The following is a 13,414-nucleotide window of genomic DNA, read 5'->3' as shown; positions in this document are numbered from 1 at the left end:
GATGGCGATGGTGGGACGAGGCCGACCGCGGGACGCCGGCGTCGAGGGGCGGGTGCTCGAGGCCGCCATGACCGAGATGCGAGCCCGTGGGTACGACGGCATGTCGGTCGACCGCGTCGCCGAGCGGGCCGGGGTCGCGAAGACCACGATCTACCGGCGCTGGCCGAGCAAGGCGGAGCTGGTGGTCGCGATGATCGCCGGCCTGCGCAGCGCCGTAGCGTTCGAGCCGAGCGGGGATGCGCGACGTGATCTCACCGAGCTCGTCACCGGCATCGCCGCCACCCTCGAGGTCATCCCGACCACGCTGGTCGCGGATCTCGCCGCCGCGGCCGCCCGCGAACCGCGCGTCGGCGACAGCGTCCGCGCCCTCTGGGCCGAGCGCCACGCGGCCGTCACCGCAGTCATCGCCCAAGCCCAGTCCGAAGGGCTGCTGCTCGCGCACGCCGATCCCGGCGTCGTCGTCGACCAGCTCGTCGGACCGCTGTACTACCGGCTCCTCATCACGGGTGAGCCGATCGATCCCACCTACGTGAGGGCGCTGGTGCACAGCACTCTCGGACCGGAGAAGACGTCATGAAGAAGTTCCTCGTTGCCCTCGGCAGCGTTCTCGTCCTGCTGGCCGGCTACACCGTCTACACGGTCGTCAAGCCGTTCACCCTGCACACCGAGCTCGATATCGACGCGTCACCCGAGCAGGTCTGGAAGGTGCTCACGGATCGCCAGACCTACCCGGAGTGGAACCCGTTCATCATCTCCTCGACCGGCGACCTGAAGGTCGGGGACAAGATCACCAACGTGCTTCGCGACACCAAGGGCGGCGAAACGAAGTTCACCCCGACGCTGCTCGCTGTCGTCCCCGACCAGGAGCTGCGCTGGATCGGCAAGGTTCCGCCGGGCGCATTGTTCACCGGCGAGCACTCGTTCCGGTTGACCGCACTGCCGGGCGGCCGCACGCACCTGGTCCAGCAGGAGAAGTTCACCGGCGCGGCAATCCCGTTCACCCAGTCAATGCTGAAGAACACCATCAAGCCGCAGTTCGACGCCATGAACCGTGCCATCGCCGCACGGGCGACTGCTTCCTAACCGAACGACGGAGTGGTTGCCTGCGGCACCAATAGCTTGGGAGCCGTGGTGAGGCCGACGGACCAGATATCCAGGGTGCCGACCTCATTGCGGACCGGGTAGATGATCGTGGAGTTGCCCTGCCAGACGGGTTGGTCGTCGATGGAACGGGTCTCCAGCGGGTGGGTGATCTGGTGAGTGGCAAGATCGAGTACGGCGAGACGCCAGGTGCCGGCGGCAACCTTCTGCTTGAAGGCGATCCGGCGGCCGTCGGGTGAGAGGGACGGGCACTCGACGTTCTCGGCGACCGCAGTTCCGCGGTACGCGCGGAAGTCGGCCTCGATCAGGTACGTCCTCCCCTTGCTGCCGAGGGTCAGGTAGAAACGGTTGCTGTCAGCACCGAACGTGATCCCCCAATAGTTCACGTCCGAGGCGAAGTACCGCTTGCCGTGAACGAAGACCGCGAGCTCCTCGATCGTCTTGACCAGCCGCCCGGTGTCCGCTTCGTACAGACCGGTCCGGGTCGAGAAGCCGGTGGCGGCGTACGAGTCGCCGGTGACGAACAACGTCCAGTTCACGATCCGGCCGTCCGGCGACACGCGGGCTCGACTCGGTGTCCCAGGCAACGTTTCGCGATGGCGCTCGTGCAGGTTTGCGTCGAGGACGATCATGTCCGTCAGCGGCGGTAGCGAACCGGGCTTCAAGCGCAAGCAGATCGCCGTACTGCGCGCCGCGGCGAACCGGTCGCAGTGCAACTCCCCCACGCGCCGGGCAGCGCCCGGAATACTCACGGGCACGGCGGCCAGTTTGCCGGCGTCCGGTCCTTCGGCGAGGTTGCGGAAGAAGAGCGTTCTCGCGTCGAGCGTCATCGGTTGACCCGTGACGACCGGTACGGCGTTCTCGGTCGCGCCGCCGGTGCGGGCGTGGACGACGTACGTGATCGCGCCACCGATGAGCGTGACGACAGCGATCGCGGCGAGGAGGAGTCGGCGGTTCATCGGCGTACCTCCAGGGGCTTGAGGATGGCGGCGGCGATGGTGACTGTAAGAAGGGCGAGGGTGATGGCGAGGATTGCGGGGCGGAGGTCCCAGAGGGTCCAGAGGAGACCGACGGTGACGGCGGCGGCCATGCGGGCTAGGGCTTGGCCGGTTTGCAGGACTGCCAGGCCGCTGGCGCGGAGGTGTTCGGGGAGGAGCGGCCCGACTGCTGCTGGGAGTACGCCGTCGGTCGCGGCGTAGAAGGTGCCGTGGAGGGCGAGGACGAGCCACCAAGCGCCTGTCGGGCCACAGATGAGCAGTAGGGCGAGGACCAGGGTCAGGTGGCCGGCGAGGAAGACCTTCCAGCGGCCGATGCGGTCGCCGAGGCGGCCGAGCGGGACGGCGAGGAGCAGGAACGTGCCGGCGGTGCCGAGTGGGAGGAGCGGGAACAGGCTGGTGGTGATGTCCCAACGGCGCTGTACGGCGAGATAGACGAACGAGTCGGTGATCGTGAACAGACCGAGTGCCGCCGCCCAGAAGCAGCACCGCCGGAAGTCGCGATCACGCAGCAATCCGAAGACCGGCAGCTGAGTTGGTGCAGGTGAGGGTGGTGGGGTGCGGTCGCGGACAAACGTGGTGAGGAGGATGACAGCGCAGGCTGCCAGGCAGAAGCTGGTGACGAAGACTGAGTTGTAGTCGTTGAGGCTGGCCCATAACACCGCCGTGGCTACTAGCGGGCCCAGGAAGGCGCCGACTGTGTCGAGGGCTCGATGGACGCCGAAGGAGCGGCCCATCGTTTCAGGCGGGCCGCTCAACGAGATCAGTGCATCTCTAGGCGCAGTGCGGATTCCCTTGCCGGCCCGGTCGATTGCCAGAACCGCGCCGATTGCGGGCACGGTGGAACCGGCCGCCAGGAATCCGAGTTTCGAGATCGCGGAGAGCGCGTAGCCGATGCCGGCGACGGTCTTCAACCGTCGCCAGCGATCGGCCACATGTCCGCCGACCAGTCGCAGTACCGCGGTCGCTCCGGCGTACAGGCCGTCGAGCAGGCCGAACTGCAGTGGGTTCAGCCCGAGCCCGAAGACCAAGTACAGCGGAAGGATCGCGGTCACCATCTCGGCCGACACGTCGGTCACCAAGCTGACGATGCCGAGGGCAACAACATTCCCGGGAACTCGCCGGAGTGGTGTCCGCAGCGGGCCGACGGACGCGAGGTACATCAGTGGCAGGTGTACGTCGGGCTGCTGTCCAGGACCTTCCCGTCCAGACCGATCAGCTGGCTGGTGAACGTGGTGTCGGTCATCGACAGCTTCAGCACGCCGAAGTCCGAGATGATCTTCGCGGTCGCGGGATGCGCGGCGTGCACCGGATACAGCGGCGCTCCGCCCATCCCGCCGATGATCTGCACCGGCCCGTTCGGATCCAGGTTGCCGTTCGCGTTCTGCGGCAGGAACCGTTCGTAGTGATGGTCGTGCCCATTCAGCACCAGGTCGGCCTTCGCGGACACCAGCGTCTGCCACAGCGGCGCGGCGTCGGGGTTGTCACCGTGGTCGCCCGAGCTGAAGCGCGGATGGTGGTAGTACGCCGCGATGCAGCCCTTCGTGTTCTTCGCGAGGTCCTGCTTCAGCCAGGTCAGCTGCGCCGGCTCGCGGAGATCCTCTTCCTTCACGAAGTCGTTCGAGTCGAGCGCGATGAAGTGCCAGTTGCCGAGGTCCCAGCTGTAGTAGTTCTTGCCCTGCGGCGTGGCGATCGACCCGAAGTACTTGTGGTACCCCTCGTACGGCACATCGTCGTACGTCTCGTGGTTGCCCGGGATCGGATGCGTGATGTCCTTGAACTTCCCCCACGTCTTCGCGTAGTACTTCTGGAAGTCCGTCAGATGCGCGTCGTCGTACTGGTTGTCGCCGATCGTCAGCACCGCGGCGGGCTTGATCGCCTCGACCAGTTTCGCCGTCTTCGGATGGATGCAACTCGAGTCGGACGCCGTACACCGATCCGCGATGTCACCGGCCGCCGCGAGCACGAAACCGCCCGTCCCGCCCGCACTCGTCGTGACGGTGATCGCTGCACTTGCCGCGGACACATTGCCGGCCAGGTCCTTCGCCCGCACCGAGTAGCGGTACGACGTGTTCGCGGTCAGGCCGGTGTCGTTGTACGACGTACCCGGCGTCGACGCGACCACGACACCATCACGCAGTACGTCGTACCCGCTCACTCCCACGTTGTCGGTCGAGGCGGACCAACTCAGCGCGACCGAGCTCGCTGTGGCGCCGGTGCTCTTCAAACCGGTCGGCACCGAAGGCGCCTGCGTGTCGCCGCTCGAATCCGAGGTTCCGTAGACCTCCAACTCCCACAGCGAATAGCCGTACGACGTCGCGCGTTGTGTGCCGACCAGGCGGAGATAGCGGCCGTGTGCCTGCAGGCCGGTCAGGTCGTCGGTCGCGCCGTTGCCATTCGCAACCTCCTTGACCGAACTGAACGTGGTCCCGTCGTCGGAGACCTCGAGCCGGTACGCCTTCGCGTACGCGGCCTCCCAGCTGAGCTTCACCCGGCCGATGGCGGCCGGCTGGCCGAGATCGATCCGGATCCATTGCGGATCGGAACCTTCGGCACTGGCCCAGCGGGTCGACGTGCTCCCGTCGACCGCCTTGGATGCGGCGAGTGTGTCGCCTTCGGTGCTTGAGGCAATGACCGGTTTGCCCTGCGAGAGCAGGGTATCGGCGTTCGTGCGGGCATCGGCCGCGGATCCGCCGAGAGCGGCGAGCAGACCGATCGGGAGCACCAGCGCAAGCAGGCGCAGTCTCATGATGTACCTCCGGGGGCGCGGAGCAGAATTGTTAGGAAGGTTACCTAACAGTTGCCAGGAGGTAAACCCTTGGAGTCTGTTATGCACTGAGCGCATCAACTGATGGCAGAAGATTCATTGGACGGATGAACCGTCGACTGGTTGAGTCGACGGCATGGATATGCGCGGATTGGGACGAGCACGGATCGAGGTCAGCCCGGTCGGATTCGGGTGCTGGGCGATCGGCGGTCCGTTCAGCAACCCGGCCGGCGAACCGCTGGGCTGGGGTGAGGTCGATGACGACGAGTCGGTGCGGGCGATCCGGCGGGCGGTCGAGCTCGGAGTGACCTTCTTCGACACGGCCGACGTGTACGGCGCGGGCCACAGCGAGCGCGTGCTCGGCAAGGCTCTCGCCGGGATGCGCGACCAGGTGGTCATCGGGACCAAGTGGGGCAACACGTTCGACGAGTCGACCAGGGTCATGCACCACCAGGACACGACACCTGAATACGTACACAAAGCCGTGCGGGCTTCGCTCGACCGGCTCGGGACCGACTATCTCGACCTGTACCAGCTGCACTTCGACACGACCGACGAGATCGCGTTGCCGCTGCGTGCGGCGTGTGAGGAACTCGTGCGCGAAGGGCTGATCCGCAGCTACGCGTGGAGCACCGACACGCTGCACAGCGCGGAGCTCTTTGCCCAGGGCAAGCACTGCGCCGCCGTACAGCACGAGGCGAGCGTTCTGCACGACGCGCCGGACTTCTTCGCGCTGTGCGAGCGCGAGGATCTGGCGAGCATCAACCGGACTCCGCTCGGGATGGGCATCCTCGGCCGCCGCGATGCGAGCAGGCCGGCGACCGGCGCCGACATTCGTACGCTGCCGCCGTCCTGGCTGCGGTACTTCGCGGAAGGCGGCGTACCGGCTCCCGAGTGGTGGGACAAGGTGTCCGCGATCCGCGAACTCCTGCAGAGCGACGGCCGGACGCTGGCCCAAGGCGCCCTCGCGTGGCTGTGGGCGCGGAGCCCGAAGACGGTGCCGATCCCCGGCTTCCGGACGGTCGCGCAGGCCGAGGAGAACGCCGGCGCGATGGCGTTCGGCCCGCTCGGGAGTGACAAATTGACGGAGATCGCCGCCCTGATCGAGAACTAGTCACTCATAGCCTCGGCCCGGTAGCCGCTCAGCGACGGTTCCGGGCCGAGGTCTTGTCACGAGCGAGGTTTATCGATATACCTCTGCGCAACAACTTCCCGCTGCGTGACGAGGTGGACCGTGGTGTCAGACGACAGGCTTGGTGGTGCCGCGCTGGATCAGCCGTGCCGGCGCGATCAGTTCCTGTGGTTCGCCGCCGGGACCGCCGTTGATCTGCGCCATCAGCAGCGCGACGATCGAGTCCGCCATCTCCTCGTTGCCAGGGTTGATGCTGGACAGCGCCGGGACCAGGTACGGCGCCTCGTCGATGTCGTCGAAGCCGATCACCTGCACGTCCTCCGGCACCCGCAGATCCGCATCGGCCAGCGCCCGAAGCGCGCCCAGGGCAACCACATCGGTGAGCGCGAACACCGCGTCGAAGGCGATGCCGGCATCGAGCAGCGACCGGACCCCGTCGTACCCGTCCTGCAGTCGGAAGCTGGACCGGACGGTCAGCGCGGGATCCATCGGTACGCCGGCGTCGGCGTGCGCGAGCGCATAGCCCTCGGCCCGCAGGCCCGGCATGGTCGCGACACTGTCGGGGTTGCCGCCGAGCATCGCGATGCGCCGGGCGCCGGTGGCGAGCAGGTGGGCGGTCGCCTGCCGGGCGCCGTCGACGTTGTCCATCATCACGTGGTCGTACTTCGACGGCAGCGCCCGCTCACCGATCATCACCACAGGCGCGTCGTTGCGGAGCTGGGTCAGCTCGGCCGGGTCGCTGTCGACCACGCTCAGGACCAGCCCGTCGTACATCCGCAGGCGGGAGAACGCGACCGCGTCCGCCTCCCCCTCGCGGCTGGCACCGGTGCGCTCCATCACGATGCGCAGCCCGTGGGCCTCGAACCGGTCCGCGAGCCGGCCGGCCAGCTGGGCGAAGTACGGGCGCTCGAGCTCCGGGACGGCGAGACCGACCACTCCGGTCCGGCCGGCGCGCAGGTGCCGGGCGGCCAGATTGACCTGGTACCCGAGGTCGCTGATCGCGGCCAGGACCCGCTCGCGCGTCGCGGCGCCGACCCGCGGCCGCCCGTTGATCACGTTCGAAACGGTCATCGTGGACACCCCCGCGGACCGCGCGACATCGGCCATCGTCACCGCAGTCGTGCCCTTCTTCATGCCATCCACCTTACGTAAAAGGAGTCTGCGATGAGACTGCGCCGTACCTTAGCCGCTCTGGCGGCGGTCGCGCTCGCCCTTCCGCTCGCCGCCTGCGGCGGATCCTCCGGGAGCAGCGGCAGCAGCGACGGGAAGCTGACGTTCTTCTCCTGGGACGGAGAAGACACGATGAAACCGGTGATCGACAAGTTCCAGCAGGAGAACCCGGGCATCAAGATCGAGTTCTCCAACGCTCCCCCGGTCGCGGAGTACATCTCCACGCTGCAGTCCCGGATCCTGTCCGGTACGGCGGCCGACGTGTTCGCGATCGCGGCCGAGAACAAGACCAACCTGATCAACGGCAAGCATGTCGTGGATCTGAAGGACAAGCCGTTCCTGAAGAACGTGCCGAAGTTCAACCAGACCACGTACGGCGGTCAGGACGGCGCGGTGTACGGCCTGTCGGTTGCGTCGTGGGGCGCGGGAGTCCTTTACAACAAGGACCTGCTGGCCAAGGCCGGTGCGACCACGATCCCGCAGACCTGGGACGAGTTCCTTGCCCTGTGCCACAAGCTGAAGAACGCCGGCGTCACGCCGTACCTCGAGTCCGTTCAGGCGATGTCGACGCCGCTGTCCGCCTTCCTCGGCGCCGAGAGCGCGGCGGACGGCAACTCCATGGACAGCAAGATCTTCGACGGGTCCGCGAAGTTCAAGGACTACTGGGTCGAGCCGCTGACGCAGTGGTCGCGGCTGTGGACCGAGGGCCTGGTGACCCCCGCGGTCGTCGGCCTGACCGGTGACCAGGTCCGGACCGAGTTCGCCAACGGCAAGGTCGCGATGATGATCGCCGGCCCGTGGGACATCCCCGGCGTACGCAAGGCCGCGCCGAAGCTGAAGATCGAGATGGCGCCGATCCCCGGGATCGCCGGTCGTCCGGCGTACCTGGCGGGTGCGGCCAGCCCGGGCTACGCGATCAACTCGAAGGCGAAGAACCCGGCGGCCGCGGAGAAGTTCCTCGCGTTCCTCGACACGCCGGAGGCGATGGCCCTGTACCAGAAGGCCACCGGCGCGATCACGGTGACGACCGACTTCCAGCCCGCACTCGACCCGGCGCTGCAGCCGATCGTGAAGGACGTCCGGGCCGGAAACATCTACCTGCCGCAGATCGCCTGGAAACGGGCGGAGGACATCCTGAACGTCGAAGCGACCGCGCAGCTGCAGCTGCTGGTCCAGGGCAAGGCGACCCCTGAGCAGGTCGCGAACGCCCTCGACACCAAGCTCGCGAGTACGTCGTGAGCACTCCCCTGCTCACTCGGACCGAGGCCGCCTCACCGGCTCCGGTCCGAGCTGAACGCTCGACCTGGGCGCGGGCGCGCGATACGTCCGCGAACCAGCTGTTCCTCGTGCCGGTCGCACTGGTGTTCATCGTGCTCCTGGTGATCCCGCTGACGCAGACGTTCTACTGGAGTTTCACCGACTTCACCGGCTACTCCGCGGACGTGAAGTTCGTCGGGCTGTCCAATTACCACAAGGTGCTCACGGACCCGTCGATGCTGGCGGGTCTCGGGTTCACGCTGGCGTACACGATCGGTACGGCGGTGCTCATCACGGCCTGCGCGATCCCGCTGGCCGTCGTACTGAACAAGAAGTTCTTCGGCCGGAACTTCGTCCGGTCGGTGTTCTTCTTCCCGGCGATCCCGAGTATCGCGATCCTCGGTCTGGTCTGGGGCTACATCCTGTCGCCGCTCGGCTCCGGCGTACTGAACTCGGTGTTGCAGAGTCTGTTCCACGCCGGGCCGTACCCGTGGCTGTCGGACGACACGCTCGCGCGGCTGTCGGTGATCGTGGTCGCGGTCTGGGGCGGCGCGGGATGGCACGCGATGTTGTATCTCGCTTATCTGCAGTCGATACCGGCGGATTACTACGAGGTGGCAACCATCGACGGTGCGTCGGCACGGCAACAGTTCTTCCATCTGACGCTGCCGTTGCTCACCCCGGCCATTGTCATCAGCAACTTCTTGCTGATGACCGGCGGTCTCAAGGTGTTCGATCTCCCGTTCACGCTGACCAAGGGCGGGCCGGGGTACTCGACGTACACGATCACCCAGTCGATCATCACCAGCGGTGTCGCGCAGGGCCGGTACGGATTGGCCTCGGCACTGGCGGTGCTGTTCACCTTCGCGGTCGCGCTGGTGGCCGTCGCGCAACTGTGGGCCTCACGCCGAATCGAACGGAGGGTGTTGTGAAGCAACGACGTTCCCCGGTCACGAGTGTGGTGATGATCGCGCTCGCGTGTCTGGTCGGCGTGCCGCTGTACTACATCGTCGTCAACACGTTCAAGACGCAGCAGGAGATGGCTAAGTCTCCGTTGGCGCTGCCAACGAGCCTGTTCCTGGACAACTACCAGCGGATCTTCGAGACCGTGCCGCTCGGGCGCAGCTTCCTGAACACGCTGGCCGTTACGATCGCCGCGCTGCTGGTGCAGCTGTTCGTCGGCTCGACTGCGGCGTACGCGATGGCGATGCGGGCGAGTCGCTTCAACCGGATCTTCGGCGCACTGCTGCTGCTCGGGTTCATCGTGCCCGGACAGTCGACGTTGATCCCGCTGTACCGGCTGCTCGTCGGCGCCGAACTGGTCGACACCCTGCGCGGTCTGGTCATCATCTACTCCGGCGGCGCGATCTTCTGCTACTTCCTGATCCAGGCGTACATCAGCCGGCTGCCGTTCGAGATCATCGAGGCTGCCCGGATCGACGGCGCCGGGCCGTTCCAGATCTACTGGCGGATCGTGCTGCCGTTGATCCGGCCGATCCTGGTCACGGTCGGGATCTTCCAGACGATGGGGATCTGGAACGACTTCATCACCCCGAACGTCTTCCTCAGCTCGCCGGAGAAGTCCACGCTCGTCCTGCAGGTCTACCGCTCGGTCGGCGAGTTCTCCACCGACTGGCCGGCCTTCATGACGATGAGCGTGCTCGTGCTGGTCCCGATGGTCGTGTTCTTCGTCCTCACCCAACGCCATATCGTCAGCGGCCTGCTGGCAGGAAGCGTGAAATCGTGACCCTTCTCTACACCGACCCGGTGCATCTCGCGCCGACAGATCCGACGTTGATCGCCGGGCCGGACGGGTTCTGGTGGATGTTCTACACCCAGCGCCGGGCCCGCGAGCCCGACGGTGGCAACCGCTGGGTGCACGGCACCGATATCGGCGTCGCGCGCTCGTACGACGGAGGCCTGACCTGGGAGTACGCCGGCGTTGCCGAGGGCATCGATCCGCATCCGGGACGGAACACGCTCTGGGCGCCCGAGGTGATCCGCGCCGGCGATCGGTTCCACATGTTCACCAGCTACATCCCCGGCGTACCGGACCAATGGGCAGGCCATTCACGGACGATCCTGCATCACACCTCGACGGACCTGACCGACTGGCGGTACGACGGTGTGCTGCCGCTGTCGTCGGACCGGGTCATCGATGCGTGTGCGTATGAACTGCCCGAGGGTGGCTGGCGGCTCTGGTACAAGGACGAGGCGGCCGGCTCGACCACCTGGTCTGTCGACTCGCCTGATCTGACCCACTGGTCGGCGCCGGTGCAGGCGATCGCCGGGGACCCGCATGAAGGACCGAACGTGTTCCGGCTCGGTGAGTTCTACTGGATGATCACCGACGACTGGCGTGGACAGGCGGTGCATCGGTCGCTGGACCTGACGAACTGGGAGCGGGCCGGGCGGATTCTTGACGAGACCGCCCTCGGCTTCGGCCACCATGCCGATGTCGTCGTGGGGCGGGACGAGGGATGGATCTTCTACTTCACCCATCGGCGCTTCGGATTCGCCGACGGTGTGGTGGATCCGCACCGGCTGACCGACGTCCACGTCGCCGTACTGCGGGCTGAAGGCAACCAACTCGTGTGCGACCGCAACGCTCCGGTCGCACCGAACTATCTAGCTCAAGGAGAAATCCGTTGTCCATAGCATCTACTGCCCGGGTCGTCATCGATCTCGACGTACCCGGTCCGACCATCAGCCGGCACCTGTACGGGCACTTCGCCGAGCATCTCGGGCGATGTATCTACGGCGGTTTCTACGTCGGCGAGGACTCCCCGATCCCGAACGAGGGCGGTATCCGGCTCGACGTGGTCGACGCGCTGCGGGCGCTCGACATCCCGAACCTGCGCTGGCCGGGCGGGTGTTTCGCGGACGAGTACCACTGGAAGGACGGGATCGGGCCGAAGGCGGACCGGCCGTCGATGGTCAACACGCATTGGGGCAACGTCGAGGAGAACAACCACTTCGGCACCCACGAGTTCATGGCGTTGTGCGACCTGCTCGGCGCGGAGCCGTACGTGAACGGGAACGTCGGCAGCGGGACCGTGCGGGAGATGAGCGAGTGGGTCGAGTACCTGACCCGCAACGGCGACAGCCCGATGGTCCGCGAGCGCAAGGCGAACGGCCGGGACGAGCCGTGGAAGGTCCCGTTCTGGGGTATCGGCAACGAGACCTGGGGCTGCGGCGGCAACATGCGGGCCGACGCGTACGCCGATCTGGCCCGGCAGTACGCGACGTTCCTGCGGGACCACGGCGACAACAAGCTGTACCGGATCGCGGCCGGTGCGTCCGACGACGACCTGGCGTGGACCGAGGCGCTGCTCAAGGCGGTCAGCTGCCTCGGCTGCGAGCGTGGTCCGAAGAACCTGTTCCAGGCGATCTCGTTCCACTACTACACGGTCGCGGGAACGTGGGATCAGAAGGGCAGCGCGACCGACTTCGGTCTCGACGAGTACTACGACACGATCCGCAAGGCGCAGGACATCGACCGGGTCATCCGCGGGCACTCCGCGCTGATGGACGCGTACGACCCGGAACGCAAGCTCGGTCTGGTGCTGGACGAGTGGGGCACGTGGTGGGACGTCGAGCCGGGCACGAACCCGGGCTTCCTGTACCAGCAGAACGCGATGCGGGACGCGCTGGTCGCCAGCCTGCATTTCGACGTGTTCCACAAGCACGCGGAGCGGTTGGTGATGGCGAACATCGCGCAGACCGTGAATGTCCTGCAGGCGATGCTGCTCACCGACGACGAAGGCGGGCTGGTGCGGACGCCGACGTACCACGTGTTCGAGATGAACAAGGGGCATCACGACGCGACCGCCGTACCGGTGCATGTGGTCGAGCAGCCGACGTACGAGTCGATGGAGCTGGTGTCGGCGTCCGCGTCGGTGAAGGACGGCCGGGCGCTGGTTTCGGTCAGCAATCTCGATCCGAGCGGGCCGCTGGACGTCGTACTGGATCTGCGCGGTGCCGACGTGCGGGAGTCGGTCGGACGGTTGCTGACGGCATCGAAGCCGCAGTCGTACAACACGGTCAGCGATCCGGACGCGGTGGCTCCGGCTCCGCTCACTGTGGAACCGGAGCCCCGCGGGCTACGGGTGACGCTGCCGCCGCATTCCTTCGCGACGGTCAGCTTGGCTTTGTGACCGGGATCTGGAACTCGTGCACCCAGTTCGCCGGGTTGTCCGGGTCGAACTGGAGCGTGACCTCGCGCGCGTACCCCTGGCTGCGATAGCCGTTGTCCTCGATCCATTGCGCCAGCGTCTGCATGCTGCGCTCGGCCTCCATCATGTCGCCCTTGTGGACGATGGTGGCCGCCTGCGTGATCTCGGGCAGCTCGAGGACGTCGACGTCGGCACCAGTCCCTGAGCTGGTGCCGGCGTCGACCGGTACGGCGGCGTGGACCCGAACCGCCTCGCCGTCGGCGGCTTCGTAGTACGCAACCGGTGAGCCGCACGGATTCAGACCAGCTGCGCCGAGGCGCTCGAAGAGCTGGCCGAACAGCGGTTGCAGGACGGGACCGATGTCCTCACCGTCGTAGCTCGGTGAGATCGCGGACAGCTCGGCGACCTGTGTCGGGGCGATGCGTTTGAGGACGACGTCGTCGGTAGGCATGTGACCTTCCCTCTCGATGAGTCGGAGCCTCGCCTCGACGCTGGTCAACCGGGCGGTGCTGCGGGCGAGCTCGTCCTCGAGCTGGGCCTGCCGCAACCGCAGCATGCCGCGCAGTTCCTCGGCCGACAGCTTGGCGTCGACGATCTCGCCGACCTGCTGCAGGGTGAACCCGAGGTCCTTGAGCGCGACGATCCGGTTCAGCCGGCCGAACTGCTCGGCCGAGTAGAACCGGTAGCCGGTCACCTCGTCGACGACGGCCGGGCGCAACAGCCCGAGCGCGTCGTAGTGCCGAAGCATCCGCGCCGACACCTGACCGAACGCGGCGAAGTCTCCGATAGTGAACATGCCACGACCTTCCGGCTTGAC

13 protein-coding genes are annotated in these 13,414 nt (G+C 66.7%); 8 read left to right on the top strand and 5 right to left on the bottom strand.

Going from position 1 to position 13,414, the window contains the following annotated elements:
* Window positions 1-7: 7 nt before the first annotated feature.
* Window positions 8-577 (top strand): TetR/AcrR family transcriptional regulator, encoded by a 570-nt coding sequence (locus tag ACQPYH_RS10975; protein ID WP_432889693.1) that lies wholly within the window; start codon window positions 8-10, stop codon window positions 575-577.
* A complete protein-coding gene (locus ACQPYH_RS10970) occupies window positions 574-1,083 on the top strand; it encodes an SRPBCC family protein (protein ID WP_432889691.1) in 510 nt (169 codons plus the stop codon). The genes ACQPYH_RS10975 and ACQPYH_RS10970 overlap by 4 nt, the downstream gene beginning before the upstream one ends.
* Here ACQPYH_RS10970 and ACQPYH_RS10965 read toward each other — a convergent pair.
* The 3 genes from ACQPYH_RS10965 to ACQPYH_RS10955 are packed head-to-tail and all read right to left on the bottom strand — an operon-like array spanning window position 1,080 to window position 4,845.
* Window positions 1,080-2,060, bottom strand: a complete 981-nt coding sequence (locus ACQPYH_RS10965) for a TolB family protein (protein WP_432889689.1) — start codon at window positions 2,058-2,060, stop codon at window positions 1,080-1,082. The two genes, ACQPYH_RS10970 and ACQPYH_RS10965, sit on opposite strands and share 4 nt — an antisense overlap.
* Window positions 2,057-3,259, bottom strand: coding sequence for an MFS transporter (locus ACQPYH_RS10960; RefSeq protein WP_432889687.1), 1,203 nt, complete (start codon window positions 3,257-3,259; stop codon window positions 2,057-2,059). The genes ACQPYH_RS10965 and ACQPYH_RS10960 overlap by 4 nt, the downstream gene beginning before the upstream one ends.
* Window positions 3,259-4,845: a discoidin domain-containing protein gene (locus ACQPYH_RS10955; protein WP_432889685.1), complete on the bottom strand. Its 1,587-nt coding sequence runs from the start codon at window positions 4,843-4,845 to the stop codon at window positions 3,259-3,261. The genes ACQPYH_RS10960 and ACQPYH_RS10955 overlap by 1 nt, the downstream gene beginning before the upstream one ends.
* Before the next feature lie 154 nt (window positions 4,846-4,999).
* Here ACQPYH_RS10955 and ACQPYH_RS10950 point away from each other — a divergent pair, with 154 nt between their 5' ends.
* On the top strand, window positions 5,000-5,977 hold the full coding sequence (locus ACQPYH_RS10950) for an aldo/keto reductase (protein WP_432889683.1): 978 nt from the start codon (window positions 5,000-5,002) through the stop codon (window positions 5,975-5,977).
* A 126-nt stretch (window positions 5,978-6,103) separates the two neighbouring features.
* Here the strand turns inward: ACQPYH_RS10950 and ACQPYH_RS10945 are convergent, their stop codons facing one another.
* Window positions 6,104-7,129: a LacI family DNA-binding transcriptional regulator gene (locus ACQPYH_RS10945; protein ID WP_432889681.1), complete on the bottom strand. Its 1,026-nt coding sequence runs from the start codon at window positions 7,127-7,129 to the stop codon at window positions 6,104-6,106.
* Window positions 7,130-7,159: 30 nt separating this feature from the next.
* On the opposite strand from ACQPYH_RS10945, the gene ACQPYH_RS10940 reads away from it, so the two are divergent.
* Genes ACQPYH_RS10940 through ACQPYH_RS10920 form a run of 5 tightly spaced genes read left to right on the top strand, consistent with a single transcriptional unit; the run spans window position 7,160 to window position 12,579 of the window.
* Window positions 7,160-8,404, top strand: a complete 1,245-nt coding sequence (locus ACQPYH_RS10940; RefSeq protein WP_432889679.1) for an ABC transporter substrate-binding protein — start codon at window positions 7,160-7,162, stop codon at window positions 8,402-8,404.
* Entirely contained in the window at window positions 8,401-9,354 is a 954-nt protein-coding gene (locus ACQPYH_RS10935) for a carbohydrate ABC transporter permease (RefSeq protein WP_432889677.1), read from the top strand. Before ACQPYH_RS10940 ends, ACQPYH_RS10935 begins: the two co-directional genes overlap by 4 nt.
* Entirely contained in the window at window positions 9,351-10,169 is an 819-nt protein-coding gene (locus ACQPYH_RS10930) for a carbohydrate ABC transporter permease (RefSeq protein WP_432889675.1), read from the top strand. Before ACQPYH_RS10935 ends, ACQPYH_RS10930 begins: the two co-directional genes overlap by 4 nt.
* A complete protein-coding gene (locus tag ACQPYH_RS10925; RefSeq protein WP_432889673.1) occupies window positions 10,166-11,080 on the top strand; it encodes a hypothetical protein in 915 nt (304 codons plus the stop codon). Before ACQPYH_RS10930 ends, ACQPYH_RS10925 begins: the two co-directional genes overlap by 4 nt.
* Window positions 11,071-12,579: an alpha-N-arabinofuranosidase gene (locus ACQPYH_RS10920; protein WP_432889671.1), complete on the top strand. Its 1,509-nt coding sequence runs from the start codon at window positions 11,071-11,073 to the stop codon at window positions 12,577-12,579. Before ACQPYH_RS10925 ends, ACQPYH_RS10920 begins: the two co-directional genes overlap by 10 nt.
* Here ACQPYH_RS10920 and ACQPYH_RS10915 read toward each other — a convergent pair.
* Window positions 12,563-13,393: a MerR family transcriptional regulator gene (locus ACQPYH_RS10915; RefSeq protein WP_432889669.1), complete on the bottom strand. Its 831-nt coding sequence runs from the start codon at window positions 13,391-13,393 to the stop codon at window positions 12,563-12,565. The genes ACQPYH_RS10920 and ACQPYH_RS10915 overlap by 17 nt on opposite strands.
* Between the last annotated feature and the right edge of the window lie 21 nt (window positions 13,394-13,414).

The sequence above is a fragment of the Kribbella sp. CA-245084 genome (genome assembly GCF_050942355.1).
Classification (GTDB): Bacteria; Actinomycetota; Actinomycetes; order Propionibacteriales; family Kribbellaceae; genus Kribbella.
Note: the sequence above shows the minus strand (reverse complement) of the source record. Positions and strands in the feature narration are given on the sequence as shown.

Excerpts from the sequence above, each read along its gene's own strand:
- ACQPYH_RS10975 (WP_432889693.1), top strand. The coding sequence starts at position 8 with ATGGTGGGACGAGGCCGACCGCGGGACGCCGGCGTCGAGGGGCGGGTG.
- ACQPYH_RS10970 (WP_432889691.1), top strand. The coding sequence starts at position 574 with ATGAAGAAGTTCCTCGTTGCCCTCGGCAGCGTTCTCGTCCTGCTGGCC.
- ACQPYH_RS10965 (WP_432889689.1), bottom strand. The coding sequence starts at position 2,060 with ATGAACCGCCGACTCCTCCTCGCCGCGATCGCTGTCGTCACGCTCATC.
- ACQPYH_RS10960 (WP_432889687.1), bottom strand. The coding sequence starts at position 3,259 with ATGTACCTCGCGTCCGTCGGCCCGCTGCGGACACCACTCCGGCGAGTT.
- ACQPYH_RS10955 (WP_432889685.1), bottom strand. The coding sequence starts at position 4,845 with ATGAGACTGCGCCTGCTTGCGCTGGTGCTCCCGATCGGTCTGCTCGCC.
- ACQPYH_RS10950 (WP_432889683.1), top strand. The coding sequence starts at position 5,000 with ATGGATATGCGCGGATTGGGACGAGCACGGATCGAGGTCAGCCCGGTC.
- ACQPYH_RS10945 (WP_432889681.1), bottom strand. The coding sequence starts at position 7,129 with ATGAAGAAGGGCACGACTGCGGTGACGATGGCCGATGTCGCGCGGTCC.
- ACQPYH_RS10940 (WP_432889679.1), top strand. The coding sequence starts at position 7,160 with ATGAGACTGCGCCGTACCTTAGCCGCTCTGGCGGCGGTCGCGCTCGCC.
- ACQPYH_RS10915 (WP_432889669.1), bottom strand. The coding sequence starts at position 13,393 with ATGTTCACTATCGGAGACTTCGCCGCGTTCGGTCAGGTGTCGGCGCGG.